The organism is Streptomyces sp. NPDC037401, assembly GCF_055602345.1.
The window spans coordinates 57,208-82,177 of sequence record NZ_JBVJWO010000033.1; the positions used below are offsets into that span (position 1 = coordinate 57,208).

The 24,970-nt window shown below is 74.0% G+C and carries 24 protein-coding genes and 2 pseudogenes; 13 read left to right on the forward strand and 13 right to left on the reverse strand.

Annotated elements, in window-relative coordinates; all coding sequences use genetic code 11:
- Positions 1–29 precede the first annotated feature (29 nt).
- Entirely contained in the window at positions 30–1,967 is a 1,938-nt protein-coding gene (locus ACZ7H1_RS29100; protein WP_470790774.1) for a hypothetical protein, read from the reverse strand.
- Between the two features lie 399 nt (positions 1,968–2,366).
- Between ACZ7H1_RS29100 and ACZ7H1_RS29105 the strand changes: the two genes are divergently transcribed.
- On the forward strand, positions 2,367–2,795 hold the full coding sequence (locus ACZ7H1_RS29105) for a hypothetical protein (protein WP_470790775.1): 429 nt from the start codon (positions 2,367–2,369) through the stop codon (positions 2,793–2,795).
- Positions 2,796–2,881: 86 nt separating this feature from the next.
- On the forward strand, positions 2,882–4,162 hold the full coding sequence (locus ACZ7H1_RS29110; RefSeq protein WP_470790776.1) for an SGNH/GDSL hydrolase family protein: 1,281 nt from the start codon (positions 2,882–2,884) through the stop codon (positions 4,160–4,162).
- Between the two features lie 280 nt (positions 4,163–4,442).
- Here ACZ7H1_RS29110 and ACZ7H1_RS29115 read toward each other — a convergent pair.
- Positions 4,443–5,303: pseudogene (locus ACZ7H1_RS29115) on the reverse strand (endonuclease/exonuclease/phosphatase family protein); the annotation flags it as partial.
- Between the two features lie 472 nt (positions 5,304–5,775).
- Between ACZ7H1_RS29115 and ACZ7H1_RS29120 the strand changes: the two are divergent.
- Both ACZ7H1_RS29120 and ACZ7H1_RS29125 read left to right on the forward strand, forming a co-directional pair.
- Entirely contained in the window at positions 5,776–6,243 is a 468-nt protein-coding gene (locus ACZ7H1_RS29120) for a hypothetical protein (RefSeq protein WP_470790777.1), read from the forward strand.
- Positions 6,240–9,122 carry a hypothetical protein gene (locus ACZ7H1_RS29125; protein ID WP_470790778.1) on the forward strand — a complete coding sequence of 961 codons (2,883 nt, stop codon included), beginning with the start codon at positions 6,240–6,242 and terminating at the stop codon, positions 9,120–9,122. The genes ACZ7H1_RS29120 and ACZ7H1_RS29125 overlap by 4 nt, the downstream gene beginning before the upstream one ends.
- Here the strand turns inward: ACZ7H1_RS29125 and ACZ7H1_RS29130 are convergent.
- Positions 9,094–9,681 (reverse strand): TetR/AcrR family transcriptional regulator, encoded by a 588-nt coding sequence (locus ACZ7H1_RS29130; protein WP_470790779.1) that lies wholly within the window; start codon positions 9,679–9,681, stop codon positions 9,094–9,096. The genes ACZ7H1_RS29125 and ACZ7H1_RS29130 overlap by 29 nt on opposite strands.
- A 68-nt stretch (positions 9,682–9,749) precedes the next feature.
- On the opposite strand from ACZ7H1_RS29130, the gene ACZ7H1_RS29135 reads away from it, so the two are divergent.
- The 3 genes from ACZ7H1_RS29135 (at position 9,750) to ACZ7H1_RS29145 (ending at position 11,749) form a co-directional block, all read left to right on the forward strand.
- Positions 9,750–10,265, forward strand: coding sequence for a DUF3995 domain-containing protein (locus ACZ7H1_RS29135; RefSeq protein ID WP_470790780.1), 516 nt, complete (start codon positions 9,750–9,752; stop codon positions 10,263–10,265).
- Positions 10,266–10,374: 109 nt separating this feature from the next.
- The gene (locus ACZ7H1_RS29140; RefSeq protein ID WP_470790781.1) at positions 10,375–10,944 is read left to right on the forward strand and encodes a PadR family transcriptional regulator; all 570 of its coding nucleotides are present in this window, start codon (positions 10,375–10,377) and stop codon (positions 10,942–10,944) included.
- Entirely contained in the window at positions 10,931–11,749 is an 819-nt protein-coding gene (locus tag ACZ7H1_RS29145) for an SGNH/GDSL hydrolase family protein (RefSeq protein ID WP_470790782.1), read from the forward strand. The genes ACZ7H1_RS29140 and ACZ7H1_RS29145 overlap by 14 nt, the downstream gene beginning before the upstream one ends.
- Positions 11,750–11,771: 22 nt before the next feature.
- Here ACZ7H1_RS29145 and ACZ7H1_RS29150 read toward each other — a convergent pair.
- The 4 genes and pseudogenes from ACZ7H1_RS29150 to ACZ7H1_RS29165 all read right to left on the reverse strand — a co-directional run bounded on the left by ACZ7H1_RS29150 (position 11,772) and on the right by ACZ7H1_RS29165 (position 14,539).
- Positions 11,772–12,757 (reverse strand): annotated as a pseudogene (locus ACZ7H1_RS29150) (NAD-dependent epimerase/dehydratase family protein).
- Positions 12,758–12,852: 95 nt separating this feature from the next.
- A complete protein-coding gene (locus ACZ7H1_RS29155; RefSeq protein ID WP_470790783.1) occupies positions 12,853–13,620 on the reverse strand; it encodes a metallophosphoesterase family protein in 768 nt (255 codons plus the stop codon).
- Positions 13,617–13,871, reverse strand: coding sequence for a hypothetical protein (locus ACZ7H1_RS29160; protein WP_470790784.1), 255 nt, complete (start codon positions 13,869–13,871; stop codon positions 13,617–13,619). Before ACZ7H1_RS29160 ends, ACZ7H1_RS29155 begins: the two co-directional genes overlap by 4 nt.
- Positions 13,868–14,539 carry a nucleotidyltransferase family protein gene (locus ACZ7H1_RS29165; RefSeq protein ID WP_470790785.1) on the reverse strand — a complete coding sequence of 224 codons (672 nt, stop codon included), beginning with the start codon at positions 14,537–14,539 and terminating at the stop codon, positions 13,868–13,870. The genes ACZ7H1_RS29160 and ACZ7H1_RS29165 overlap by 4 nt, the downstream gene beginning before the upstream one ends.
- Before the next feature lie 203 nt (positions 14,540–14,742).
- Here ACZ7H1_RS29165 and ACZ7H1_RS29170 point away from each other — a divergent pair, with 203 nt between their 5' ends.
- Positions 14,743–15,066, forward strand: coding sequence for a plasmid stabilization protein (locus tag ACZ7H1_RS29170; protein ID WP_470790786.1), 324 nt, complete (start codon positions 14,743–14,745; stop codon positions 15,064–15,066).
- 26 nt (positions 15,067–15,092) lie between these two features.
- On the opposite strand, the gene ACZ7H1_RS29175 is transcribed toward ACZ7H1_RS29170, so the two are convergent.
- Both ACZ7H1_RS29175 and ACZ7H1_RS29180 read right to left on the reverse strand, forming a co-directional pair.
- Positions 15,093–15,368 carry an isoamylase early set domain-containing protein gene (locus tag ACZ7H1_RS29175; RefSeq protein ID WP_470790787.1) on the reverse strand — a complete coding sequence of 92 codons (276 nt, stop codon included), beginning with the start codon at positions 15,366–15,368 and terminating at the stop codon, positions 15,093–15,095.
- A 136-nt stretch (positions 15,369–15,504) separates the two neighbouring features.
- Positions 15,505–16,404, reverse strand: a complete 900-nt coding sequence (locus tag ACZ7H1_RS29180) for a LysR family transcriptional regulator ArgP (RefSeq protein WP_470790809.1) — start codon at positions 16,402–16,404, stop codon at positions 15,505–15,507.
- Positions 16,405–16,482: 78 nt separating this feature from the next.
- Here ACZ7H1_RS29180 and ACZ7H1_RS29185 point away from each other — a divergent pair, with 78 nt between their 5' ends.
- Positions 16,483–17,106, forward strand: coding sequence for a LysE/ArgO family amino acid transporter (locus tag ACZ7H1_RS29185; RefSeq protein WP_470790788.1), 624 nt, complete (start codon positions 16,483–16,485; stop codon positions 17,104–17,106).
- Here the strand turns inward: ACZ7H1_RS29185 and ACZ7H1_RS29190 are convergent.
- A complete protein-coding gene (locus tag ACZ7H1_RS29190; RefSeq protein ID WP_470790789.1) occupies positions 17,072–18,118 on the reverse strand; it encodes an SMP-30/gluconolactonase/LRE family protein in 1,047 nt (348 codons plus the stop codon). The genes ACZ7H1_RS29185 and ACZ7H1_RS29190 overlap by 35 nt on opposite strands.
- A 229-nt stretch (positions 18,119–18,347) precedes the next feature.
- Here ACZ7H1_RS29190 and ACZ7H1_RS29195 point away from each other — a divergent pair, with 229 nt between their 5' ends.
- From ACZ7H1_RS29195 to ACZ7H1_RS29205, 3 genes are all read left to right on the forward strand, one after another.
- Complete coding sequence (locus tag ACZ7H1_RS29195) at positions 18,348–19,424, forward strand: RNA ligase (ATP) (protein WP_470790790.1); 1,077 nt, start codon at positions 18,348–18,350, stop codon at positions 19,422–19,424.
- Between the two features lie 121 nt (positions 19,425–19,545).
- Complete coding sequence (locus ACZ7H1_RS29200) at positions 19,546–20,283, forward strand: IclR family transcriptional regulator (protein WP_470790791.1); 738 nt, start codon at positions 19,546–19,548, stop codon at positions 20,281–20,283.
- Between the two features lie 108 nt (positions 20,284–20,391).
- Positions 20,392–20,718, forward strand: coding sequence for a putative quinol monooxygenase (locus tag ACZ7H1_RS29205; protein ID WP_470790792.1), 327 nt, complete (start codon positions 20,392–20,394; stop codon positions 20,716–20,718).
- A gap of 11 nt (positions 20,719–20,729) precedes the next feature.
- Here the strand turns inward: ACZ7H1_RS29205 and ACZ7H1_RS29210 are convergent, their stop codons facing one another.
- From ACZ7H1_RS29210 to ACZ7H1_RS29220, 3 genes are all read right to left on the reverse strand, one after another.
- Positions 20,730–21,614: a TIGR03619 family F420-dependent LLM class oxidoreductase gene (locus ACZ7H1_RS29210; protein WP_470790793.1), complete on the reverse strand. Its 885-nt coding sequence runs from the start codon at positions 21,612–21,614 to the stop codon at positions 20,730–20,732.
- A 209-nt stretch (positions 21,615–21,823) separates the two neighbouring features.
- Complete coding sequence (locus ACZ7H1_RS29215) at positions 21,824–22,411, reverse strand: L,D-transpeptidase family protein (protein WP_470790794.1); 588 nt, start codon at positions 22,409–22,411, stop codon at positions 21,824–21,826.
- Between the two features lie 266 nt (positions 22,412–22,677).
- Entirely contained in the window at positions 22,678–23,064 is a 387-nt protein-coding gene (locus tag ACZ7H1_RS29220; protein WP_470790795.1) for an STAS domain-containing protein, read from the reverse strand.
- Positions 23,065–23,307: 243 nt separating this feature from the next.
- Between ACZ7H1_RS29220 and ACZ7H1_RS29225 the strand changes: the two genes are divergently transcribed.
- Positions 23,308–24,948: an FAD-dependent monooxygenase gene (locus ACZ7H1_RS29225; protein WP_470790796.1), complete on the forward strand. Its 1,641-nt coding sequence runs from the start codon at positions 23,308–23,310 to the stop codon at positions 24,946–24,948.
- Positions 24,949–24,970 lie beyond the last annotated feature (22 nt).

Below are 24,970 nucleotides of genomic sequence, written 5' to 3' on the forward strand. Positions count from 1 at the left end.
CCGCGCCCGCCCGTGCGCCCGTCTCCGGCTCAGTCGTCGGCGGCGCGCAGCAGGGGCTGGACGGCGCCCGACGCGTCGAAGCGGAAGCGCAGCGTCCAGGCGCAGAAGTCGCGGACCACCGGATCGGGGTGCGTGCGCAGCCGGTTCAGGAGCCGGCGGGAGATGTCCTCGTCCCTGCCCGGCGGCGGGTCCTGCGCCGTGAAGGTCAGGAGGTAGACCAGGGCGCGGGCCACCGGATGGCACCGGCGGTCGTTGATGAGCTCCGAGGCGGCGAGCTCCTCCAGTACGGGGGCGATGCCTGTCTTGATGGTCCGGTGCGCGCCCTGGTCGGGGGCGCCGAAGCCGACGCCGAAGCAGTCGCCGATCGCGAACAGCGCCGCGTGCATCTCCGTGATCTGGCTGTGGGTGGGTGCGGGGCCGCGCAGGCCGTCGTAGGCCTTCCGGCAGGCGGTGACGAGGATCCTGGCCACGTGGGTGTCGCGGCGCTGGAGGAAGCCGATGGCGAAGAGGACCCGTACGCGCAGCCAGGCTTCCCCCGGCGCGTCCTGCTCCCGCAGGACCTGCCCGAAGGCGGGGATGACCTCGTCGGCCCAGCCGCCCGCGACCAGCGTGTCCAGGGCCTGCCGCCGCTCCACGCCGCCGTTCTGGAGCAGGGCGTGCAGGAACAGCGCCCGGGTCGGCTGGAGTATGTGCTCCGGGATGTCGCCCGCAGCGAGGGTCTCGGCGGCGTTGCGGACGCTGCGCAGCCACGGCTCGTCGAGCACGGGCCAGTCGTTGCACACCGGTGTGCGGCCGTCGAGTACGGACTCCAGCGTGGCGGAGAGCCAGCGCATGCCGGTCGCGGCGTCCGGCCGGATCTTCGCCTCGCGGAACTCGGCGACCAGCAGCCGCAGTTCGGCCTCGACCTGCTCGACGTTGCGCAGCTGCCGGGGGTCGTCGGCGTGCCGGGCGTTGCCGGCCAGCGTGCGCTTCCACAGTCCCATCGTGGCCGTACCGCGCTCGCGGAGCGTGGCCTCGGGGTCCTTGGCCCGCTCGAGCAGGAATTCCCGTACCCAGTCGTCCTCGTGCGGGGACCAGGCCGGCGGAATGGCGATGGCCAGTTCGAGGTCGAGCGAGCGGCCGGGATAAATGCTGAGGCGGCGCAGTTCCTCCGCCTCGGACATGACGGTGTGCCGGACCCATTTGCTGATCGCGGCCGTCGCCCTGATCGAACTGGAGGACTGGTGTTCGGCTCCGGATTCCTCTCCGCACAGCTGAACCATTTTGGTGACGGCACGCCAGAGGCGGAAACCCAGGGGAGTTTTCAGCTGGTGCACCACGATGTCACCGACGCTCGGGTGAAAGGCGTAACGCACGAGACTGCCGAGCAGGACGAGGGCGTCGATATTGCGCGACGTCGGCGGCGCACCGCCGATCAAAGCCAGCCGTACGAGCAGGGGTTCGAGTTTCTCCCCGTACTTGCGCCGCAGTGTCTCGGGGCTTTTGTTCGCCTTGGCCAGCGGCAGGAACAGGGACAGCAGCGCGGAGGACTGGATCAGCACGGAGAAGTCCGTACGCGGAGTCTCCTGGAGCATCTCCCAGGTCCAGGCGGCCGGCAGGTGCGCCAGCAGGCTGTCCCGCTGGGTCAGTCCGCGCAGCCGTATTCCCAGCGAGTGCAGCGTGGAGGGATCGTCCGGGGCCAGGGCCGCGACGGCCTCGTCGATCCTGCGCAGCGTCTCGGACGACGGGATCCGGCCGGTCCCGGCCAGCAGCCGGGAGATCGCGGCGGACGTGACGCTGGCGCTGCCCACGGCGTTCTGCGTCACCGCGCCGTGCGAGTTCAGGTCCAGTCGCGCGATCTTGGCGGCCACGGCATAGCGGATCAACTGCTCCTTGTCACTGATGTCGTCGATCGCCAACTGGATCCGCGCGGCCCCCGAACTCCGGGAACCGTTTCGCGCCACCGCGCCCAACTCCACCTCGGCCATTGGCAGAAGCTATCAACACCTTTGCCATGCGACAACGCTGTTGTGTGCACCATTGCCAACCCGTTGCCCGCCGCCACGGCCCCCGCTCTGAACTGCAAAAACGACTTCAAGCTGGTGTTCTTGCAGTGCTTGCGGGGACCTTGGCCGATGAAAGGATGGCCGCACGGCCTCCCCCGGAACCTGTCACGGAACCAGACGCGCAAGCAGAAGCGGTGTCAGAAGCGGAACCGGAAGCGGTCCGGATGCCCCAACGGGGCGGTCAAAAGAAGAAAGAAAAAGGGCAGTCGGCGATGTGCCGTCGCCGACTGCCGTCCGGCATACCACGCCTGAGGAGCGACTATGCCTGATATTTCCACGACCGAAGGTAGCCCACCGCAGCGCTGGGCGGTAGACATTCCCATGATCCGCAACACCGACGGCTCGTCCACGCAGCTCAGCGGGCGCCGATCGTATTTCTACGCACCGGTGTTCGGCGTCGGCTTCAGCAGTGCGGGCCGGATCGTCCAGTCCGTCTTCGGCATCGACGGCGTCCTGGACAGCTGCGCCCTGTACGTCCTGTGCATGGTGTTCTCCGTCGTCGTCAGCCTCGCCGTCCGCGGCGCCAAGGACGAACGGGTCTCCCGGGTCGTCGGCGCGGGCATCGGCGTCGCGGCGCTCGCCGCCACCCGGCTGGCCGACGCCGTCCCCGGCGGCGGCGTGGGCGACGGCTGGACCACCGTCGAACTCCCCCTGGCCTCCGTGCTGTTCCTGGCCGCCGTCTCCGGTGTGCGCGAGCTCCTGTGGCGCCGCCACCCCGCCCGCCCCGCCCCGTGCCCGACCGAGCGGTAGCGCGCGGAGGACCGCAGACCACGCCGTGGCGCCCAACAAGGGCGCCACGGCGTCACATTTTCCCGCGGCTGCGAGTCAATAGGAGCATGAGGACTCCGTTGCTCACCCTCGGCATCCCGCTCGCCGCCGCTCTGCTGGCCGCGACCACCACCCTGCCCGCCGCCGGACAGGCGGCCGCCCCCGTCTCCTGGCGCACCGCCTGGGCCGCCTCCCCACAGGCCCCCACGCACACCAACTGGTACGCCAACTGGTCCGAAGCAGGCTTCGCCGACCAGTCCGTACGCCAGGTCGTCCGCGTCGGAGCCGACGGCCGCCGGCTGCGCGTCCGCCTCTCCAACACCTTCGGCAGGACACCGCTCAAGCTCACCGGCGCGACCGTCGCCCGCAGCGCCGGCGGGGCCGCCGTCCGGCCCGGCACGGCCCGCCCGCTGACGTTCGCCGGATCCCGCTCCGCGACGGTGCCCGCCGGCGGACAACTGTCCAGCGACGCGGCCGACCTCCCCGTCTCGGCCTTCGAACACCTCACCGTCACCTTCTACTTCCGCGGCCGCACCGGCCCGGCCACCTTCCACAACGTCGCCATGACCACCTCCTACCGGGCCGCCGGAAACCACGCCGGCGACACCGGAGCCGCCGCCTTCTCGCAGCAGAGCCTGTCCTGGTACTACCTGTCCGGTGTGGACGTGGAGCACCGGGGGCAGAGCGCCCCCCGGCCCCGCGGCGCGGTCGTCGCCTTCGGCGATTCCCTCACGGACGGCTTCGGCGCCACTCCCGGCACCGACCGCCGCTACCCCGACCTGCTGGCCGAGCGCCTCGCCGCCCGGGACCGCCAGCGGCCTGTGCTGAACGCCGGAATCGGCGGCAACAAAGTCCTCCACGACTCCGTCTGCTACGGCCAGAGCGCGGTCGCCCGTTTCCGCCGCGACGCGCTCGGCCGCCCCGACGTGGCCACGGTCATCGTCCTGGCCGGCACCAACGACATCATCCAGCCCGACGGGCCGTCCGACCGCTGCACCTCGCCCAGCCCCCGGGTCACCGCCGAGCAGATCATCGCCGGCCACCGCAAACTGATCGACGAGGCCCACGGACGCGGCGTACGGATCCTCGGCGGCACCATCCCGCCGTACCGCGGCTACCCGTACTGGACCCCGCAGGGCGAACGCGTACGGACCGCCGTCAACAACTGGATCCGCACCGGCGGCGCGTACGACGGCGTCGCGGACTTCGACCGGGCGGTCGCCGACCCGCGCTCCCCGCAGCACATCAAGGCGGAGTACGCCTACCGCGACCGGCTCCACTTCAACGACGCCGGCTACCGGGCGATGGCCGCCGCGGTCGACCTCAACACCCTCGGCTGCGCCCGCTAGGGAGTGTCGTCAAAGTGGGTCGTCGGCCCGGTGGGCGGGGTGGGCGGGGTCTGGTGCGTGCGATCGCTAGGCGGAGGAGGGAGCCCGTGCGGAGCATCGGCGACCGACGACAGCTCGGCCTCCGAAGGGCTGCGCAGCCGAGCCGGGACGGAGCGAGCGGAGCGAGCGCAGTGCGGCGAGCGTGCGTGCCGGACCCCGCCGACCCGGGGGCACCTCCCAGCGGTAGCCGGGGGAGGGACTTCGACGACACGACCCAGGGCGCGGCGCGCCCCGGTCCGAGCGTGATCCGGGCGACGACCGGGACGTGGTCGCTGCCGGTGCGGGGAAGCGTCCCCGCACCGGCAGCGCTCGCCCCGCGGGTCAGTACGTGGTCGATCCGGGAGACGGGGAAGGCCGCGGGCCAGCTGAACGCGAAGCCGCGGCGCGGCGGGTCGAGCCGAGAGGTGAGCGGGGACAGCCCGCGGTCGTCCACCGTGCCGTTGAGGTCGCCGAGCAGGACCACTGTCTCCAGCTCCTCCGACGCCAGGGCCGCGCCCAGCAGCCGGGCGCTCTCGTCGCGCAGGCCCGAGCCGAAGCCCGTCGGCCCGAGCCGCACCGACGGCAGGTGGGCGACGTACACCGCGATCTCACCGTGCGGCGTCCGGACACCGGCCCGCAGGCCGCGGCTCCAGCCCGCCGGGATGCCCCGCGGCCTGATGTCCAGCCGCCGGGACTGCGTCAGGGGGTGCCTGGACCACAGTCCGACCGTCCCCTCGACCGCGTGGTACGGGTAGTCCGGCGCCAGGGCCGCCCGGTAGACCGGCAGCGCCGAAGGCGACAGTTCCTCCAGTGCGATGAGGTCCGGACCCGCCTCGCGCAGCGTGTCCGCGGTGCCAGCCGGGTCTGGGTTCTCGTCGCTCACGTTGTGCTGCACGGCCACCAGATCGTGCGGACCGCCGTCCTCGGGGAGGAGGAGTCCGCCGAAGAGGTACGCCCAGACGGCCGCGGGCAGCAGGGCGGCGAGCGCCACGAGGGCCGAGCGCCGCAGCAGCGCCACGCCCAGCAGGACCGGCACGGCCAGTCCGCACCAGGGCAGGAACGCCTCCAGCAGACTGCCGAGCCGGCCCGCGCCGTTGGGGACCACGGCGTGGCAGGCGGGCAGCGCGGCGGCCGGTACGGCCGACGCGGCGGCCGGCCGGCCCCGCGCCCACGGCGAGCGGCCCGCGTCCGCCCCGGGGCGCCTGCACCACCGGCGCCACCTCCGGCGCCGCGCCGTGCCCGCCCGTTCCGACGGCACACCGCTGTCCGTACGCTCCACCACGCCCCGCCCGTCCGCTCCGGATCCGCTCCCGCTCCGCAGCCATGAGGACAACAGCCTCGAGCACGATGTCCTGTGCTACGACGCAGGACGCGCCGGTCGGGTTGCAGTGGGCCCGGGGAGTCCGGCGGTCCCCGGGTCGAGCAGCTCCCGGCGGGACCGTGGCGAGAGCGGCCGTGTTCAGGGCCGCGTTCCGGCGATGGCTTGATCCTCCGTACCGCCCGGCGGGGCGCGCGTACGCTGACCGGCAGCGGCCGCCCGGCCGCAAACCGGTTACGGGGAGGCCGTCTTGTCGGATCCGATGTCGTTAATCGCCATGGCCGGAGCGAGTGCCATCGTCTCGGCCATGGCCACCAGCGCCTGGCAGGCGGCCTGCGAGCGCACGGTGGCCCTCTTCCGGCGGCGCGGAGAGGCCGCGGACGGCGCGGAGGACACCGAGAACACCGCCGTACGGGCCGAACTGGAAGCCAGCGAGGCCCGGGTCCGCACCGCCGCCGATCCGGACGCCGCCCGCCGTTCCCAGGAGCGCCGCTGGCAGGAGAACCTGGAAGACCTCCTGCGCGAGCGCCCGGAGGCCGCCGACGAGCTGCGCGCCCTGACCGGAGAGCTGTCCGGCCGGGCGGGCGACGTCCGTCCCGTGGCACAGCAGAACGTCGTGGGCCGCGACGGCGGCTCGGCGTACGGCGCGATGGGACCGGGAAGCAGCGTGCACGTCCACCACCACGCTCCGGCGCAGCCGCCCTCGGTGCCGGGCCCGGCAGGCCGGGGGGAGGCCGGCGCGTGAGCCAGACGGTGCGCGCCGAGAACGGCTTCGCCTACGGCGTGGTCGGCGCGGACATCCACGTCTTCGGCGACGGCGTGCCGGTCTACCTGCTGCAACGCTGGTCCCCGGCCCCCGCGCCCGACGACTCCTTCCTCCGCGAGATGCCGAGCCGCATGCTCAACGCCCGTTTCCGGGTCGTGGAGTTCACCGGGCGCAGCGCCGAACTGCACTCCCTGCGGCAGTGGCGCGGCAGCGGTCCGCGGCTGGCGGTGCGCTGGCTCCACGGCCCGGGCGGCCAGGGCAAGACCCGGCTCGCCGACCGCTTCGCGCAGGAGACGGCGGAGGACGGCTGGCAGGTCGTCACCGCCACGCACGGCCCCGGCAGCGTCCTTCCGCCGCCCGGCAGCCAGGACCTCGGTGGCGCGGGCTCGGCCGGGACGCTGCTCGTCGTCGACTACGCCGACCGGTGGCCGCTCTCCCACCTGCTGTGGCTGTTCAGCAACTCGCTCCTGCACCGGTCCGACGGGCGGGGCGTGCGGGTGCTGCTGCTCGCCCGCGGTGACGACGTCTGGCCCGCCGTCCGCGCGGCGCTGGCCAACCACCAGGCCGGTACGTCGGCCCAGTTGCTCGAGCCGCTGCTCGACGCACGCCCCGCCGGCCCACCGGAGGACGACGCACCGGAACCGGGCCCACCGGGGGCCGGCCCACCGGACGCCGCGCCGGAGGCCGTCTCCGCACGGGAGCGGATGTTCGCCGTGGCCCGCGACTGCTTCGCCGCCAGGTACGGCGTCCCGCCCGCCGGCATCACCGCCCCCGTCGGCCTGGCCGACCCGGACTTCGGCCTGACCCTCGCGGTGCACATGGCCGCGCTCGTGGCCGTCGACGCGGGCGCGGTGGGCCGCCGGGCGCCCACCGATCTCGCCGGGCTGACCGGCTACCTCCTGGACCGCGAGCACGTGCACTGGGCGCAGCTCCACGGCGACGGCGGCCACCGGATCGCCCCGGCCGGCCGGGCGTTCACCACGCCGCCCGACGCCATGAACCGTACGGTCTTCACCGCCGCCCTCACCGGCCCGGTGGCTCCGGCCGCCGGGCGTGCCGTGCTGGAGCGGCTGGACCTGCGGCTGCCGGCCGACAGGGTCCTCGCCGACCACGCCGCGTGCTACCCGCCCTCGGATCCCGCCCGGGACACCGTGCTGGAACCGCTGTACCCGGACCGGCTCAGCGAGGACTTCCTCGCCCTCACGCTCCCCGGGCACGACGCGGAGTACCCGGCGCAGCACTGGGCGGGCCGGACGGTTGCCGGCGTGCTCGACGAGTCCGGCGGGGCGCTCCCCGTGACGTGGACGCCCCGCGCGGTCTCCTTCCTGGCCGCGGCCGCGCAGCGCTGGCCGCACGTCGGACCCCGCCACCTCTTCCCGCTGCTCGAAGCCGAGCCCGGGCTCGCGGTGGCCGGCGGCAGCGTCGCGCTGACGACGATGGCCGGCCTCGACGGCATGCCCGTCGAGCTCCTGGAATCCATCGCCGCGCACTTCCCGTCCTTCAAGCGGCCCCACGCCGACCTCGACCCCGGCATCGCGGCCGTCAGCGACCGGCTGCTCCCGCACCGCATCGCCCGGGCGGGGAACCCCAACGACGAGGGGGTCGTACGGCACGAACACGCGGTCCGCCTGTCCCACGCCGGCCGGCTGGAAGACGCCCTGGCCGCGTCCGAGGAGTGCCTCGCCCACCTGCGCGCGATCGACCTGCGCACGCTGCCGCACTCCTCCCTGATCCCCAAGGTCGAAGCCAACCTGGCCATCGCGCTCAAGGCGTACGGCACGCGCCTGGCCGATCTCGGCCGCCGCGCGGAAGCGCTCGCGGTCACCGAGGAGGCCGTCGTCCTGCTGCGGGGGCTCACCGTCCGCACGGGAGAATTCCTCGGGGAGCTGGCCGGTGCGCTGCTGGCCCTCGGACGGGACCTGTCCCGCGCCGAGCGGTGGCAGGAGGCGACCGCAGCGGCGCAGGAGTGCGTGGCGCTCCACCGGCAGCTGGCCGCATCCGACCCCGGCGAGCACACGTCGGACCTCGCGGCCGCGCTGGTGGCGCTCGGGCTGTGCCACACGAACACGGGGCAGGCCGAGGCGGCCGTGGAGCCGATGCAGGAGGGCGTCGCCCTGCTGCGCCGGCTGGCCGCCGCCGATCCGTTCGCCTTCAACCAGGCCCTGGCGAACGCCGTGTCCAATCTCGGTGCCGCCCTCGCCCGCGTGGGGCGCAGCGAGGGCGTCCCCGCAGCCCGGGAAGCGGTGGAGCTGTACCGGCAGCTCGCCGCTGCCAACCCCGCGGCCTACGAGGGCCGGCTCGGGGATGCGCTGGCCGGTCTCGCGCTGCAGCTGCTGCGCGTGCGCGACCTGGCGGAGAGCCTTCCCTGCGCCCAGGAGGGGGTCGCGGTGCTACGGCGCGCCGTCGCGCGCCAGCCGGGTGCCCGCGAACCCGCGCTGGCGGAGGCGCTGGGCGTCCTCAGCACCACGCTGCTGGTCACCGGCCGGATCGACGAGTCCCTCGGCGCGGCGGACGAGTGCGTGGCGCTGCGGCGGCGGCAGGCCGAGCAGCAGCCGGGCGTCGCCGGACGGCTCGTGATCACCCTGCTCCACGCCACCGGCGTACGGACCGAGGCGGGCGGCGTCCTCCGGCTCGACGAGGCCGTCGAGCTGTTCTGCGACGCCGCCGACCTCATCGAGCTCCACCCGGCCCTCCCTCCGGAGGCCCTCGGGATGCAGCAGGCGGTCGGCGCGCAACTCGCTGCCCGACTGGGCGAGGTCGGCCGCCCCGAGGCGGCCGCCAGGCTGCGCCGTGCCTTCCCCCGCCCGCCGGGGCCGCCGGCGGGCCGTGTCACGAGCCGTACGGGGTCCCCGAGGTGAGCAGGCCGACCAGGTGGTCGAGCGCCTCCTGCGCCCCCTCGCCGTCGACGACGGTCTCCGGGGCGGCCTGCGGCGCGGCGCGGCGCAGCTCGATCCACCCGAGGTAGGCGGCGTACGCAGCGACCGCCCGCCGGCGTGCGGCCGGTGCCTCCAGCCCCAGATCGGCGAAGATCCGCGTGAGGTAGTCGAGCCGGGTGCGGGTCACCCGGTCGAGCACCTCGGCGACCGCCGGGTGGTCGACCTGGGCCACGATCGCGGGCTCCAGCCCCGCGATCTCCTCGTCGCCGAGCGCCACCGCGAACAGTGCCCGGGCCCGCTCCAGCGGGTCGGGTTCCGCGCTGACGGCCTCGATGACCTCGCCGGTCGCGAGCCGTTCCCATGCTTCGAGGGCGGCGACGAGCAGCGCGTCGCGGTTCTTGAAGTGCCAGTAGAAGCTGCCGCGGGTCACGGCCAGCTCCTTGGCGAGCACGTCGACCGCCACGGCGGCGACTCCGCCGCGGGCCAGCGCAGCCAGTGCCGCCATCGTCCAGTCGTCGCTGGTCACTCTGCCCTTGGCCATGTCCATACGCTACTGTATGGATTATCCATACAGTACTGTATGGATGTCCTTCGTGGAAGGAGAACGCCATGCACGCCACCGACTCGACCGGCGCCGCCGGAACCCTCGCCGGGGCGGTCGACGGCGCCACCCGCGCCGCCGCCGGGGCCGCGGCCGCGGGTCTGATCGCCGCGGGCGCCCTGCACGCGGTCTGGGTGTTCACCCCCTGGCCGCTGGACTCGGCGGCGGAGTTCGCCGAGACGGTCGTGGGCGTTCGCGAGGACCAGCTGCCGTCGGCCCCGATGACCCTGGGCGTCACGGGGCTGCTCGGAGCCGCGGGCTATCTCGTCCTGAGCAACGGCCGCCTCGTGCGGCCGGTCGGACCGGACAGGATCCACCGCGCCGGAGTCTGGACGGTCGCCGGGGTGCTCGCCGCCCGCGGCGCCGCGGGCCTCGTCACCTCCGGGCTCTCCCTGGGCGGCGCCCCCGACTCGTACCGGAGATGGGACCTGGCCCTGTACTCGCCGCTGTGCCTGACCCTGGCCGGGCTGACCGCCCTGGTCGCCGGCCGGACCCGGCGCCGCGCGGGCGCCCGTTCGCGCTGAGCGGTCCCGCCGACTCCTCATACTCAACGATGTGATTAGTCATATTCTTGAGTAGGGTGGGCGCGGAGAGGTGCGGAAACGGACGGGGACACGGGAAGGGAGTCCGGTCATGGCCCTGCGGCACGCGGTGCTGGCGGCGCTGCTCGACGGCGAGTACAGCGGCTACCAGCTGGCGAAGGCCTTCGACATCGGCGTGGCGAACTTCTGGCACGCCCTGCCCCAGCAGCTCTACGCCGAACTGGCCAGGCTGGAGAACGACGGCCTCGTCGCCGGCCGCGAAGTGGTCCAGGAGACCCGGCCCAACAAGCGCCTGTTCCACGTCACCGACGCCGGCCGCGCCGAGCTGGAACGCTTCGCCGCCGCCCCCTCGAAACCCTCCTTCATCCGCGACGACCTGCTCGTCAAGGTCCAGACCGCCGACCGCATCGGAACCGGCCCCGTCGTCGAACAGCTCGAAGAACGCGCCCGGGCCGCCGAGGCCAAGGCCGGGATGCTCGGCGCCCTGCTGCGGCAGCTGCGCGGAGACACGGACGAGGAGGAGTACCTGCGCCACGGCGAGCGCATCGGCCCGTACCTGACGTGCCTGCGCGGCCTGGCGTTCGAGCAGGACCAGCGGGACTGGTGCCTGCGGATCGCAGCCATCCTCAAGGAAAGGCAGACCACGCGTGTCCCGCGATGAGTACCAGCGCTACGTCGCCCTGGGCGACAGCCAGACCGAAGGCCTCGGCGACGGCGACGACACCACCGGCCTGCGCGGCTGGGCCGACCGTCTCGCCGAGCACCTCGCCGCCGGCAGCCCCTCGTTCCGGTACGCCAACCTCGCCGTCCGGGGTCGTACGGCAGGCCAGGTCCGCGCCGACCAGCTCGGGCCCGCCCTCGAGCTGCGCCCCGACCTGGCCACCGTCGTCGCCGGGGTCAACGACCTGCTGCGGCCGCGCTTCGACGCCGCCGAGGTCGCCGGGCACCTGGAGGAGATGTTCGCCGCCCTCACGGCCGCCGGGGCGCACGTCGCGACCGTGACCTTCCCCGACATCGGCAGGATCGCCCCGCTCGCCCGGCCCCTGCGGCCCCGCGTGCTCGAGCTCAACGCACGCATCCGCACCGCGGCCGCCCGCCACGGCGTCACGGTCGCCGAAACCGCCCTCCAGGACGTCGCCACCGACGCGCGCCTGTGGACCGTGGACCGGTTGCACGCCGGCCCGCTGGGCCACGAGCTGATCGCCGCAGCCGTCGCCCACGCCCTCGGCCTGCCCGGGAGCGACGACGCCTGGACCCGGCCCCTGCCGCCGCAGCCGCGCCCGACGGGCGCCCAGGCCGCGGCCGCCGAACTCCGCTGGGTGGCCGGGTTCCTGGGCCCCTGGCTCGGACGCCGCGTACGCGGCCGGTCCTCCGGCGACGGCCGCACCGCGAAACGCCCGCAGCTGCTGCCCCTGCCCGCCGCCCGCCGCCCTGCCGCCGACACCGGCTCGGACGTCCCGGCGTAGGACGGCCCGGTGCGCACCTGTCTCAGCCCAGCGCGTCGAGCAGCTCGCGCTCGCGCGCGGCGCTGAGGCCGGCCCGCCGCTCCCGGTCCAGGCCCTCCTCGCGCTCCCACCGGAGCGTGTCGGCCACCAGCCGCTCCCGCGGGCGGTGCCGCAGCCCGGCCGCGTGCGCGGCGCCGCCGCTGCGGGCCGACCACCCCTGCCAGCCCGGCGCGACCAGCCACAGCGGCAGCGACCCGGGACCCATGTACTCGGCCACGCCCTGCGCGAGCAGCCATGCCGAACCGGCCTCCACCACGGGCCCGGTGTGTCCTCCGGCCGCTCGCGACAGCGCGATCCACTCCGCGAAGGACACGCGCGGCCCCACGGCGTCGTACGTACCGACGCGGCCCGCCTCGGCGCCGTCGAGCAGCCAGCCCACGAGGTCCCGTACGTCGACCACCTGCGTCGGCAGATCGGGCGTCCCCGGGACCAGCATCGGTTCCTGCGGATCCCGGGCCGCCCGCGCCGCCCAGTAGCCGGACCGTCCGCTGTGGTCTCCGGGCCCGCCGATGAGCCCCGCCCGCGTGATGACGAGCCGGTCGCCCACGGCAGCGGCCGACGCCCGCTCACAGGCGACCTTCGCCTCCCCGTACAGCTCGCGGCCGACCTCGTCCTCCCCGGTCGGCGGGAGGAGCGCCGCCGACTCGTCCGCGCCCGGGGGACCGTGCGAGGCGTAGGCGCTGATCGACGACACGTACGTCCAGTGCCGGGCCCGGGCGCCCAGCGCCGCCAGCGCGCCGCGGACGAAACCGGGCTGCCAGGACACCTCGACCACCGCGTCCCACTCCCGGTCGGCCACCGCTGCGTACGCCTGCGGATCACCCGGTCGGCGGCCACCAGCACCGCGCCCGGCGCCGTGCCCCCGCTCTCGCCGCGCGCCAGGCACGTCACGCGGTGACCGCGCTCGACCGCCTGCCGCGACAACTCCCTGCCCACCCACGCCGTGCCGCCCAGAACCAGGATCTCCATCCCCCCACCCAAACACCGTTTCCCCGCACCCGAGAGGGAGTTCGCCACCGGCAGACCGGCGTCTGGCAGACCGCCCTGCGATTCGCGCAGGGGTCCTACCGGCCGGTTCGGGAAGCGTCGTGCGGGTCCGCCGCTTGCCCGCGTGCGGAGAGGTGGTAGACGGCGAAGGCCCGGTCGATCACCGGCATGGCGACGTTGCGGACCATCACGCCGCCCGCGGTCGTCCCGTGCTCGGTGCCGAGGTGGGCGTGCCCGTGGACGGCCAGGTCGGCGCCCGCCTCGTCGATGGCCTCCGCGAGGAGGTAGCTGCCGAGGAACGGATAGATCTCCGGCGGCTCGCCCGCCAGGGTGTCCGGTACGGGGGAGTAGTGCGTCAGCGCGATGCGCAACGCGCACGCCCGGGCGCGGAGTTCGGTCAGGGACCGGTTCAGCCCCTCGGCGCAGTTGCGGGTGTAGCGGATGAACGCTTTCATCTCCGGCTCCCCGAACTCGCCTGCGCTGCGCCCGGCGAAGCCGCCGCAGAACCCCTTGGTGCCCGCGACACCGACGCGCGTACCGCCCACGTCGAGGACCACGCCCCCGCCTTCCAGCACGTGCACGCCGACGGCCGCCAGCTCCGCCGCCACGTCCTGCTCCCGGTCGCTCTGGTGGTCGTGGTTCCCGAGGACCGCGACCACGGGCACCGGCAGCCCGGCCACTTCGCCCGCCACCACCCGGGCCTCCTCCGGCGTGCCGTGCCGGGTGAGGTCCCCGGCCAGGAGCAGCAGGTCGGCGTGGTCGCCCAGGGTGTCGAAGGCGGGCCGCAGGCGCCCCTCGCTGCCCGGCCCGAGGTGGATGTCCCCGACGGCCGCCACGCGGATCACGACAGCTCCTCGGAGTGGTCGGGCGGGAAGGCGCAGCTGACGGTGAGGTCCGCGTGCCAGTCGACGCCGGCCAGTTCCTCCGCGGCGATCCGCAGCACCGTGTCCCGGAAGTCCGGGCTCGTCACGCTGCCCCAGAGCTTCACGCGGGCGCCCCGGGCCTCGATGCGCACGCCCAGCTCGGCGATGTCCTCGCGGGCCAGCCGCTCGCGCAGGTGCTCGATGCGGTACTCGACGATCCCGGACGCGGTCATGGCGCCTCCTGCTGCTCGGGTGCTCGGTCGATGACCCGGAGCCGGTCGAGGAGGTACAGGAACGCGTCGGACAGGGGCGCGGCCCGGTGGTCGCGTTCCAGCCGGTCCCAGTCGATCTGCTCGCGCAGCATGCGGGCCATGGGCAGCAGCTCGCCGAAGTCGCAGTAGTGCTCGCAGAGCGCGGCGAGCCGGCTGTCCATGAGATCGGTGGGGGCCAGGACCGGCATCCACACCGAGTCCACGGCCTTGACCTCGGCCCGCTCCAGCAGCTCGGTGCTGACGGGGCGACGGGCCAGTTCGAAGATCAGGTCGATCTCCTCCCCGCCGGAACGCCCCTTGACCAGCCAGTCCTCCGGGGCCCGGCGCATCGCGATGCCACCGGTCTCCAACGCCTCGATGGCCGGTCCGGCGTCCTCGGGGCGGACGCAGAAGTCCGTGTCGTGCTGGAAGCGGGCGGGCAGCCCGTGCGCGAAGGCGGCGACGCTGCCCGCGAGGGCGAAGGGCCGCCCGGACTGCTTCAGCAGGGCCGCGACGCGCTTGGTGGTCTCCAGGATCGCCTGCGTGTGGTCCTTGGGCAGCGGCGCCGGGGCCGGCGCGGGCGGGCCCAGTTCCTCCTGGGCCGCGGGGTTCCCGGGCGGGCGGAGCGCAGAAACAGGCTGGCTGTTCACGATGCCTCCATGCCTCGCGGGTCATGCGGGGCGCCTTACCGGTCGGGCCCCGGCCAAACCCCGCCGGGCCCGCGGCGGACCGGGCCGGGCGGAGGAGGGGGGCGTACGAGCCGGGGGAGCGGGTAGGCGCCGCGCATGTCCGCCGGGTGCGATCACCGCCCACCGCACACCGCTGCCGGACACCGGCCACCTAAGGAGTCGCCATGCCTCGCGGTTCGAGTCCCAAGCGTGAACGCCAGTACGAGCACATCAAGGAGAGCGCCGAACAGCGCGGCGAGAGCACGGAGCGTGCCAAGGAGATCGCCGCGCGGACCGTCAACAAGGAGCGTGCCCGCGCGGGCGAGTCCAAGACGGCGAGCAAGAGCTCGACCGAGGACATGTCCTCGTCCCGGCGGGGCGGGCTGCACTCCCACAGCGGCGCGCAGGGGCCGACGTACGACCAGCTCTACGCCGAGGCCAAGCGCCGCAACCTGCACGGGCGCTCGTCGATGAACAAGGCCGAGCTCAAGCGCAAGCTCGGCCACTGAACCTGCCGGGACAGCCCGCGCGCGCCTCAGGTGTGCAGACGGCTGTTGGAGCCGTCCCGGTCTCCGGCGGTGTCGTCGTTGAACCAGTAGTCACCGGCGGCCAGGTACCGGAACTGGTGCGTGCTGCGGCTGGGCAGCTCCACGGTCACGGCCCGCTTGCCGTCCTTGCGCGGCAGCAGCGTGTGCACGCCCGGCTCCCAGCCGTTGAAGTCGCCCACCACGCTCACCGGGCCCGGCGGAGTGTCGGCGGGCAGGACGAACGTGACACGGGTGCGGCCCTTGCGCAGCGTGCGTTCCAGCATGGGACGGGCTCCTTCGGCTCGGACAGGGGGGTGCGCCCATCGTCCCCCCGCACCGCGGGCGCCCGCACTCCGGCGCGGCGTGCATACGCCCGCCCGGGCGTGTCACCGGGCGCCACGGGGGTACGCCGGGGACGCGTCAGTGCGTGTACAGGGCTGCGGCGGCCTCCGCGGCGATGACCTCGGCGACGGTGGACAGCGCCGGGGAGTCGAGCTTCCACTGCTGCCAGAAGAGCGGAACGTCCACGGGGCGGTCCGGCGCGAAGCAGACCAGCGCACCCGCGTCGAGCATGGGCAGTGCCTGGGGCTCGGGGACCAGGCCCCAGCCGAGGCCGGCGGCCACCGCGTCGCAGAAGCCCTGCGAGGCCGGGATCTGGTGCCGCACCCGGCTCGCGCCCGCGCGGCCCCGGGTCAGCGAGCGGACGAAGGCGTCCTGGAGGTCGTCGCGGCGGTCGAAGACGATCACCGGGGCCTGCTGGAGCGCGGCCGCCAGGCTGCCGGTGAGGTGGCGCGCGGCGAAGTCGGGCCGGGCGACGGGCAGGTAGCGGGCGAGCCCGAGGCGCCGCACGGTGCATCCGGCCACCGGGTCGGGCGACGAGGTGACCGCCGCCATCACCTGGCCCTCCCGCAGGAGGGCGGTGGTGTGGGACTCGTCCTCCCGGTGCAGCTCGAAGCACACGGGCGGGTCCTGCGGGACCCGGCCGAGCGCCGGCAGGAACCACGTGGCCAGGGAGTCGGCGTTGACGGCGATGGGCAGCCGGGGCGGCCCCAGCGCGTCATCCAGGCCGAGCTCGGCCCGTGCGTCCCGCTCCAGCCGGGCGAGCTGGCGCGCGAAGCGGACCACGACCTGGCCGGATTCGGTGGGCCGCACCGGCTTGGTGCGCATCAGCAGGACGCGCCCGGTGCGCTGCTCGAGCGCCTTGACCCGCTGGCTCACGGCCGAGGGCGTCACGTGCAGGGCCGCTGCGGCGGCGTCGAAAGTGCCCTCGTCCACCACGGCGAGGAGGGTACGGACCTGGTCCAGGGGCAGTTCGTCCATCACGCGCCTAAGCCTAGCTAAGGATCCGTAAGAATCTTTAGCTGTACTGATGAACCGCAGGTCCGTACGGTCGTTTGCATGAACAACGGCATCCTCGCGGCGGCACTCGCCGGTTTCGGCACCGGACTCTCCCTGATCGTGGCCATCGGCGCCCAGAACGCCTTCGTGCTCCGCCAGGGCGCGCGGCGGCATGCGGTCCTCGCCGTGGTCGCCATCTGCGCGGTGTCCGACGCGGCCCTGATCGTCCTCGGTGTGGCGGGCGTGGGCGCCGCGGTGACCGCCTGGCCCGCCGCCCTGACCGTGGTCGGCCTGGCCGGCGGCGCCTTCCTGGTCTGCTACGGCGTCCTGGCCGCCCGCCGGGCCCTGCGCCCCGCACCCGAGGGCGGTCTCCACGCGCAGGGCCCGGCGGCCGGTTCCGTCCGGGCCGCAGTGCTGACGTGTCTGGCGATGACCTGGCTCAACCCGCACGTGTACCTCGACACGGTGCTCCTGGTCGGCTCGCTGGCCTCCGACCGCGGCGACTTCCGGTGGGCCTTCGGGGCCGGTGCCGCGCTCGCCAGCCTGACCTGGTTCACCACCCTCGGCTACGGCGCGCGGCTGCTGAGCGGCCTGCTGTCGCGGCCCGCGGCCTGGCGGGTCCTGGACGGCCTGGTCGCCGCCACCATGATCACGATGGGCGGCTTCCTGGTGGCCGGGGCCTGATCCGCGGCCCGCGGGTCCGGGGACTCGTACCGACCCGCGGGACCTGGAGCGGGACGGCGACGACCGTGGAGGAGGTCGCCGGGTCGCTCCAGTCCGCGTCGAAGCGGGCGTTGACCACGTACAGGCGGCCCGCGTGGACGGCCGCGGTGGTCGGCTCGTCGAAGCGGGGGTCGGTGATCTGGCGGAGGAAGTCCGCGCGGGTGCCGTCGGGGCTGATCCGGAACACGTCGACCGCGTACTTCCAGTTGCGTACGACGTACAGGGTGCGCCCGTGCGCCACGAGGCCGTCGCCGAAGCTCACCGAGCCGCCGTCGAGGACGGTGCGGGTGGCGGCGCCGGTGTGCGGGTCGACGCGGAACAGCGCCTCCGCGTGGTCGTTCACCACCAGCAGCGCCCGGCCGTCCGGGGTCTGCTCGATGCCGTTCGCGCCCCAGTACTGCCCGCCGGGCGGCGTCGGAACCCACTCGCCCGTCAGCGGCAGGGCGGTGACCGTGCCGGCGTCCGCCGGCCGTCCGGGCCGCAGCGGCAGCCGGTACAGGACGTCGTTGAAGGAGTCGGTGAACCAGGCGGCGCCGCAGCCGACGACCGTGTCGTTGACGAACGTCACCCCGGTCGCGGCCCGGTGGGTGGCCAGCACGCGGCCGGTGCGGGTGTCGATCACCCGCACCTCGCCGCTGTCGCCGCCGGCGACCAGCAGCCGTCCGTACGGGTCGACCTCCAGCCCGACGGAGGCCGGCCCGGTACCGCGTGTGACGATCCGGCCGTGCCCGGTGGCGAGGTCGAAGCAGTAGACCGAACCGTCGATCAGGGAGCCGGTGTACGCGAGGCCGCCGCGGCCGACGGCTATTCCCTCGGGCTGGAAACCGGGAGGCGTGCGGATCTCGTCGGGCCGGGCTCCGGCGGGTACCTGCGCGGCCGGGGCCGGGGTGCTGGTGAGCGGGCCGAGCAGCGCCGCGCCGCCAACGGCCGCGGCTGCGCTGATGACACGACGGCGGGACAGGGAATGGGCCACGGGTGGATCCTTCCGGCAGAAACCGCAGAGGGATACAGGTGAACGCAGACGGACGCAGACGGACGCAGACGGAAACGGGCAGGGCCAGACCGATCAGATGGCGCTGCCACTTCAGCACATACCAGAGCCGAAAATCGGTCGCCCATCGAAATTTCACAACCGGAAAGTGGTCTCGGATGAACACCAGTTGAGTGTGCAGCACACGAAGATCCCGAGGAGCCGTGAACCCGTGTCGACCCTGCGAGTCACCGCCGAAGCCCTGACCATCCACGAGCATCCCCGCGCCGACGCACTGGAGCTGGCCCAGGTGGGCCTGTACCGCGCCGTCGTCGCCAAAGGCCACTACCGCACCGGCGACTTCGCCCTCTACATCCCCGAACAGGCCGTGCTGCCCGCCGGGTTGATCGAGGAGCTGGGCCTCACCGGCCGGCTGGCGGGCAGCTCCGCCGACCGGGTCAAGGCGGTCCGGCTGCGCGGAGAGCTCTCGCAGGGCCTGGTCTGCCGGCCGGGCGCCCTGGCCGGAGTGGACCTGGAGCTGGCGGCCGAGGAGGGCACGGACTTCGCGGAACTGCTCGGGATCACCAAATGGGTGCCTCCGGTCCCCACCACCATGAACGGCGAGGTGGCGCCCGCCCCCGACCTGCTGCCGTGGGTCGACATCGAGAACCTCCAGCGCTTCCCGGACATCTTCGAGCCGGGCGAGCCGGTGGTGCTGACCGAGAAGCTGCACGGCACCGCCTGCCTCGTCACCCATCTGACCGCGGACGACCGCGTCCTGGTCTCCTCCAAGGGCTTCGGCGCGAAGAGCCTCGCGCTGGCGGAGGCCGACGGCAACCTCTACTGGCGGGCGGTCCACGGCCACGGCGTCCCCGCGGTCGCCGCCCGCCTGGCCGCCCGCCTGGGCGCCGCCCGCGTCGGCATCTTCGGCGAGGTGTACGGCGCCGGGGTGCAGGACCTGGTGTACGGCGCCGACGCCCGCACCACCGGACCCGGCTTCGCCGTCTTCGACGTGTCCGCCGAGATCGACGGCCAGGTCCGCTGGCTGGACCCGGCCGAGGTGACCGAGGCCCTGGCGGGCGAACTGTCCCTCGTACCGACGCTGTACGAAGGGCCGTACGACCCCGCCGCCGTCCTGGAGCTGGCCACCGGCCGCGAGACGGTATCGGGCCGCGAGCTGCACCTGCGCGAGGGCGTGGTCGTCCGGTCCGCGACCGGGCGCTACAGCCCGGTGACCGGCGGCCGGGCGATCGCCAAGGCCGTCAGCCCGGCCTACCTGACCCGCAAGGGCGGCACGGAGTACGAGTAGGCGAGCAGCAGCAGCGGCCGGGCTGGGCCGGGCCGGGCGGGGCGGGAACCGGACGCCCTCGCGTGCCGCGCGGGTACGCTGGGACACCCCCTCCGCCCGTCCCGACCACCCAGGAACCCGCATGCCGATGACCGGTCCGCAGTCCGTCGACCGCGCGCTCGCGGTGCTCGATGCCGTGGCCGACGCGGCGGGACCGGTCACCGCCAAGGCCCTGGCCCGCGAGGTGGGGTGCTCGCTGTCCACCGTGTACCACCTGCTCGGTGCACTCACCGCGCGCGGTCACGTGGTCCGCACCGCCCGGGGGTACGCCCCCGGGCCGCGCATCCCCGCCCTGAGCCGCGGCTTCCACCGGCACCTGGGGACCGCGCCGGGCATCGCCGAACTGCTGCCCCGGCTGCGGCGCGCAACCGGGGCCGAGGCCTACCACACGGCGTACCGGGCCGGTCTGATCACGGTCGTGGACACGACCGCGCCCGTCACGGACACCTCGAACCCCTTCACTCCGGGCCCCGAGGCCCGGGCGCACGCCACCGCGCACGGCAAGGCGCTGCTGGCCGCGCTGCCCCGGCCGGTGCGCCGCCGGTACCTGGCCGACCACGGCATGGCGCGGTTCACGGAGCGCACGATCACCAGCGCCGACCTGCTGGAGGCCGAGCTCGTCCGGGTCCGCGGGCAGGGGTTCGCCGTCTCGGTGGGCGAAGCCGACCCGGCGTACACCTGTCTCGCCGTGACCCTCGACGGCACGCGGGAGGACGGCGCCGTGCACGCCCTGTCGGTGTCCCTGCCGACCGCGGAGTTCCGGGCCCGCCACGGCGAGATCCGCACCGCCGTGGCACGGGCCGCCGCGGGCCGGCTCTGACCCGGTCCGCCACGCCGGCGCCGACGGCCTGCGCGCCCTTTCCGGCCCTGACGGAATCCGGGACCCCTGAGGATGCGCACCGGCGCCCGCGCCGCCACCCTTGAACGCATGATCTTCATTGCCGTCAGGTTCCAGGTCCGCCCCGAGCACAGCGACGACTGGCTCGCCCTCGTCGACGACTTCACCCGCGCCACCCGCAACGAGCCGGGAAACCTCTTCTACGACTGGTCCCGCAGCGTCGACGACCCGCACAGCTTCACGCTGCTGGAGGCCTTCACCGACGCCGAGGCGGGGGCCGCGCACGTCGCGTCCGCGCACTTCGAGGCCGGGATGGAGACGATGGCGGGAGCCATCGCCGCCACGCCCGAGATCATCCATGTCGAGGTGCCCGGCCAGGGCTGGAGCGCCATGGCCGAGCTGTCACCCCGGCCCTGAGGTCACGGCCCTCAGCCGGACTGGGCCAGCTCCAGGACCTTGACGCCGAGTTCCAGTGCCTCCCCGGGCTCGCGGACGCACTGCTGGAGGTCCAGGAAGCAGCTCTGCGCGCCGGTGGCCCGTACCCCGGCCAGGGCGGCCGCGATGTCGTCCGGGGTCGCGCCGGGCCGCGGGTTGTGGCGGATGCACTGCCGCAGCGCGTCGGGGTCGCGGCCGGCCTCCTCCGCGGCCTGCCGGGCGATCGGCCACAGCCCGGCGTGCACACCGGGCGGCAGGGAGACCCCCACCCATCCGGCAGCCCTGCGCCCGATCCGGCGCATCGCGGCCGCACTGAAGCCGCCGAGCAGCACCGGCGGGCCGGGCTGCTGCACCGGGCGCAGGCCGACGTGGGAGGGCGGGATCGTCCAGTGGGGCCCCTCGTGGGCGAAGACCTCGTCGGTCCAGAAGGAGTTCAGGATGTCGAGGATCTCCTCCAGGCGGGCCCCGCGACGGCTGAAGTCGGCGTTCACGGCGGTGAATTCGTCGCGCATCCAGCCGAGGCCGAGACCGGCGTCCAGCCGCCCGCCGCTGATCTGGTCGAGCGAGGTGAGCGAGCGGGCCAGCAGCAGCGGCGGGTACCAGGGGGCGTTGAGCGTGCTCGTCCCGAGCCGGATGCGGTCGGTCGCGGCGGCGACGGTGAGCACCGTGAGGGGGTCGAGGAACGTCCGGTACTCGCGCGGGTACGGGTCCTGCGGGGTGTGCCCGGGATAGATGTCGCTGGGCGCGACCGGAGTGAGCGAACGGTCCCCGACCCAGAGCGAGTCGAAGCCGGCCGCCTCCGCGTCCCGTGCGAAGCCGGCGATGAGGCCGGGCCGGGCGTGGGTTCCGTACTGGGGCAGTGCGATGCCTATGCGCATGCCGTCAGTATCCGAGGCGAACGCCCGGGGACCGAAGGGGTCCTGACCGCAGATCAGCTCGTGTCGCGCGGACGCGCCCGGCCCGTGGAGGCGGGCCGGGCGCGTGCCGTGGGGCGAGGCCGGGGGGAGGGCCTGAGGTACCGCGCTACCGCGGTACCGCGTTTCTTGCTTGCGACGTCACTTCCGTCGTGCGCGGACGGACCGGCTGGCTAGCTGACGACGTACAGCTTGGTGACGCGGTTCCAGCCGATGCCGCCGATCTTCGAGAACAGGTTCTTGATGTTGGCCGGGTTGAGCTTGATGCAGCCGTTGGAGTAGTAGTCGTTCGGGTTGCTGTTGGTCCACTTCTCGGACTCGATGGTGCCCTGGCGGCCGTTCGGCTTCATCTCGCTGTGGATGAACAGCTCGGTCCGCTTGGTGCCGTTGTGGCACTTCTTGTCGGAGATCTTGATGACGTAGCCGTTGATGATGCCGTCGAAGTTCGTCCGGTGGAACTCGATGTTGTACGTGCCGTTCGGCAGCCACCCCTTGCTGAGGGCACAGGTGTTCTTCGTCTGGCCGGAGCCGGCCTTGTAGCTCGCTATGACCTTGTCGGGCCCGTTGACGCTCTTCATCAGCAGCAGCTTGGAGTTGGTCACCGAGCTCTTGTCGAACTTGAGGTAGTAGGCCGGTGCGGCCGCGGGAGCCGCTGCCTGCCCGTCCGCCGGCTTCGCCTGGGCCGGAACGACGGCCGCGGAGAGCAGACCGCCCGCGAGGGTCATCGCGAGGGCCACGGGCATGACGAGTCGATTGCGCATGACGGAACTCCTGAAGATCAGGGAAGGGTGAGGGTGCCCGGCGGAGACTGCCGCCCGGGCCGCCGCCGAGTCTTGCGGCAGGGCGCCGGGCACACAACGGTTTCCGGTGTCCAGGACAGAGCCCCACGCATCTTCCCAGGTCAGCAGGGGTGGAACGGTCGAGGTAAATCCCTTGTCCGAAGATCGGGACAGCGCTCGGCGGTGCGGGGCGGCCCGCACCGCCGGCCCGCCGCGGTCGTGGAGAGCAGGGCCCGGCAGGGCGAAGGTCACGCGTCCGCCCTCCTGTTCGCCGCCTTCCGGGCGGCGTCTGCGGTCATGAGCAGCCTCACCGGCGGGGACGGGCTGTGCAGCCGTACGTCCTTCTGCGGCCAGGCGGCGAGGGCTTCGAGCAGCCCGCTGTCGGCGAAGGTGACGCGGGAGGCGTCGACCCGGAGCCTGGTGTGACCACGGGCCGCGGCGTCGGCGAGGAGTTCGCGCAGGGGCGCAGCGCTGAAGTGGTCGATCTCGCCCGTCAGACGGACGTAGAGGGTGGTGCCGGTCGAGGCGACGGAGTCGACGACGTCTATGACGCAGGGCGCGGTGTCCGCGCCCGGGCTGTGCTGCAGTCGGATGTGGCCGGAACGGGCGGGCAGTATCGGGCTGCTGGTCTTCATGCCGGGGCCAACGGGCGCGGCGCAGGCCGGGCAACGCGAACGGGCCGTCGATCACCCGCCTGGTGTCGGCGGTGTCGCCTGTGGGAGGGAAACCGCTCACCCTCGCGGGGGAGTGACGGATGCCCGCGCTTCCCAGCGCCGGGCGGAACGTCCGGTCCGCCGGTGCCCGGCTCGCACGACGTGCCCCGCCGGGCGACGATGGGACACGGGACCGTTCCGGGGGCCAGGCACTGGGAGACGCCCGTGGTGCACACCCCCGAAATCGACGTACTGATCGCCGGCGCCGGCCCGGTCGGGCTGAGCGCCGCCGCGGGACTCCGCTGCCGCGGGGTGCAGTGCCGCCTCGTCGACCGGCTCCCGGCCCGCCTCCCGTACGCCAAGGCGGTCGGCATCCAGCCCCGCACCATGGAGCTGTGGGACCGGATGGGCCTGGTCGGCCGCGTTCTGGAGACCGCCGTACCGCTGCGCGGCCAGCTGCTCTACGTCAACGGCCGGGAGCAGCCGCGCCTCGACCTCGTCCTGCCTCCCGAAGTGCCGTACTGCTTCGCCGCGCTGCCGCAGTACGAGACCGAGCGCCTGCTGGAGGAGTACGTCGCGGGCTTCGGCACGGCCGTCGAACGCGGCACCGAGCTGCTGTCGTTCACCCAGCACGCCGACGGGGTCACCGCCCGGCTGCGCACCGCGTCCGGGGCCGACGAGGAGGTCCGCGCGGGCTATCTGATCGGCTGCGACGGCGCACACAGCACCGTCCGCAAGGGCCTGGGCCTCACCTTCGAGGGCGGGGCCTTCGCCGACGAGTACATGCTGGCCGACGTCGAGGCCGACTGGGACCTGCCGCACGCGTACGGCGTGCGGTCGATGCACCGCGCCGACGACGGGTCGACCGACGACGTGCTGGTCTGCATCCCGCTGCCCGGCGAGGGCCGCTACCGCATGTCGATGCTGGTCCCGCCCGAACTGTCCACCCGCGGGACCGACCGCCCGGCCGACGCGGCGCCGGCACGGGACGCGGGTGTGGCGCACGGCCTGGAGGGCGGCCGGGCGCCGGAGCTGTCCCACATCCAGGCCGTCGTCGACCGTCTGGCCCCGCGCCCCGCCCGCGTGTCCCGGATGCGCTGGTCCTCCGTCTTCCGGATCAGCCACCGCATCGTCGACCGCTACGCCGACGGGCGGGTCTTCGTCGCCGGCGACGCCGCCCACATCCACCCGCCCACCGGCGCCCAGGGCATGAACACCGGTATCCAGGACGCCTGCAACCTGGCCTGGAAGCTCGCCCTCGTCGTCGGCGGCGAAGCCCGGCCGGCCCTGCTCGCCAGCTACGACGCCGAACGCCGCCCGGTCGGCGAGGAAGTCGTCGGCCGGACCGTCCGGCACGCCACCCAGGGCATCGAGGCCGACCCCGACGACCCGCAGACCCTGCTGCTCCGCGAGGCCCAACTGCTCGTCGGCTACCGGGGCGGCCCGCTCGCCGGCCCGCCGTACGGGCCCGCCGACGCCCCCCAGCCCGGCGACCGGGCCCCCGACTGCGCCGGGCTGACCACATCGCTCGCCGCCTACCCGCTGCGCCTCCTCGACGTCCTGCGCGGCCGCACGGGCCACCTCCTCCTGCTGTACGCGTCCGACCCCGCCGACCTCGCGGGTGCGGGCCGGGCGGCGGACGGGGCAGGCCTGCCTGCCGTCGCCGTCCTCGCCCGCGGGGACGGACCCGAGCCGCCCGTCCCCGGATACCGGGACGCGGCAGGCGAGTTCGCCCGCCTCTACCGCTGCGACGGCCCGACCGGATTCGTCGTCCGCCCCGACGGACAGCTCGCCGCCCGCTTCCCCCTCCCCGACACCGCCCGGGCCCTCGCCGACTACCTCGCGGCCCTCTCCGCCTCGGGATGAACTCGCTTCGGATCGGCAATCA

What these genes read in the sequence shown, in the direction of transcription:
- ACZ7H1_RS29100 (WP_470790774.1), bottom strand. Translation starts at nt 1,967, where the DNA reads ATGGCCGAGGTGGAGTTGGGCGCGGTGGCGCGAAACGGTTCCCGGAGT.
- ACZ7H1_RS29105 (WP_470790775.1), top strand. Translation starts at nt 2,367, where the DNA reads ATGATCCGCAACACCGACGGCTCGTCCACGCAGCTCAGCGGGCGCCGA.
- ACZ7H1_RS29110 (WP_470790776.1), top strand. Translation starts at nt 2,882, where the DNA reads ATGAGGACTCCGTTGCTCACCCTCGGCATCCCGCTCGCCGCCGCTCTG.
- ACZ7H1_RS29120 (WP_470790777.1), top strand. Translation starts at nt 5,776, where the DNA reads ATGGCCGGAGCGAGTGCCATCGTCTCGGCCATGGCCACCAGCGCCTGG.
- ACZ7H1_RS29130 (WP_470790779.1), bottom strand. Translation starts at nt 9,681, where the DNA reads ATGGCCAAGGGCAGAGTGACCAGCGACGACTGGACGATGGCGGCACTG.
- ACZ7H1_RS29135 (WP_470790780.1), top strand. Translation starts at nt 9,750, where the DNA reads ATGCACGCCACCGACTCGACCGGCGCCGCCGGAACCCTCGCCGGGGCG.
- ACZ7H1_RS29140 (WP_470790781.1), top strand. Translation starts at nt 10,375, where the DNA reads ATGGCCCTGCGGCACGCGGTGCTGGCGGCGCTGCTCGACGGCGAGTAC.
- ACZ7H1_RS29160 (WP_470790784.1), bottom strand. Translation starts at nt 13,871, where the DNA reads ATGACCGCGTCCGGGATCGTCGAGTACCGCATCGAGCACCTGCGCGAG.
- ACZ7H1_RS29170 (WP_470790786.1), top strand. Translation starts at nt 14,743, where the DNA reads ATGCCTCGCGGTTCGAGTCCCAAGCGTGAACGCCAGTACGAGCACATC.
- ACZ7H1_RS29175 (WP_470790787.1), bottom strand. Translation starts at nt 15,368, where the DNA reads ATGCTGGAACGCACGCTGCGCAAGGGCCGCACCCGTGTCACGTTCGTC.
- ACZ7H1_RS29180 (WP_470790809.1), bottom strand. Translation starts at nt 16,404, where the DNA reads ATGGACGAACTGCCCCTGGACCAGGTCCGTACCCTCCTCGCCGTGGTG.
- ACZ7H1_RS29185 (WP_470790788.1), top strand. Translation starts at nt 16,483, where the DNA reads ATGAACAACGGCATCCTCGCGGCGGCACTCGCCGGTTTCGGCACCGGA.
- ACZ7H1_RS29200 (WP_470790791.1), top strand. Translation starts at nt 19,546, where the DNA reads ATGCCGATGACCGGTCCGCAGTCCGTCGACCGCGCGCTCGCGGTGCTC.
- ACZ7H1_RS29205 (WP_470790792.1), top strand. Translation starts at nt 20,392, where the DNA reads ATGATCTTCATTGCCGTCAGGTTCCAGGTCCGCCCCGAGCACAGCGAC.
- ACZ7H1_RS29210 (WP_470790793.1), bottom strand. Translation starts at nt 21,614, where the DNA reads ATGCGCATAGGCATCGCACTGCCCCAGTACGGAACCCACGCCCGGCCC.
- ACZ7H1_RS29215 (WP_470790794.1), bottom strand. Translation starts at nt 22,411, where the DNA reads ATGCGCAATCGACTCGTCATGCCCGTGGCCCTCGCGATGACCCTCGCG.
- ACZ7H1_RS29220 (WP_470790795.1), bottom strand. Translation starts at nt 23,064, where the DNA reads ATGAAGACCAGCAGCCCGATACTGCCCGCCCGTTCCGGCCACATCCGA.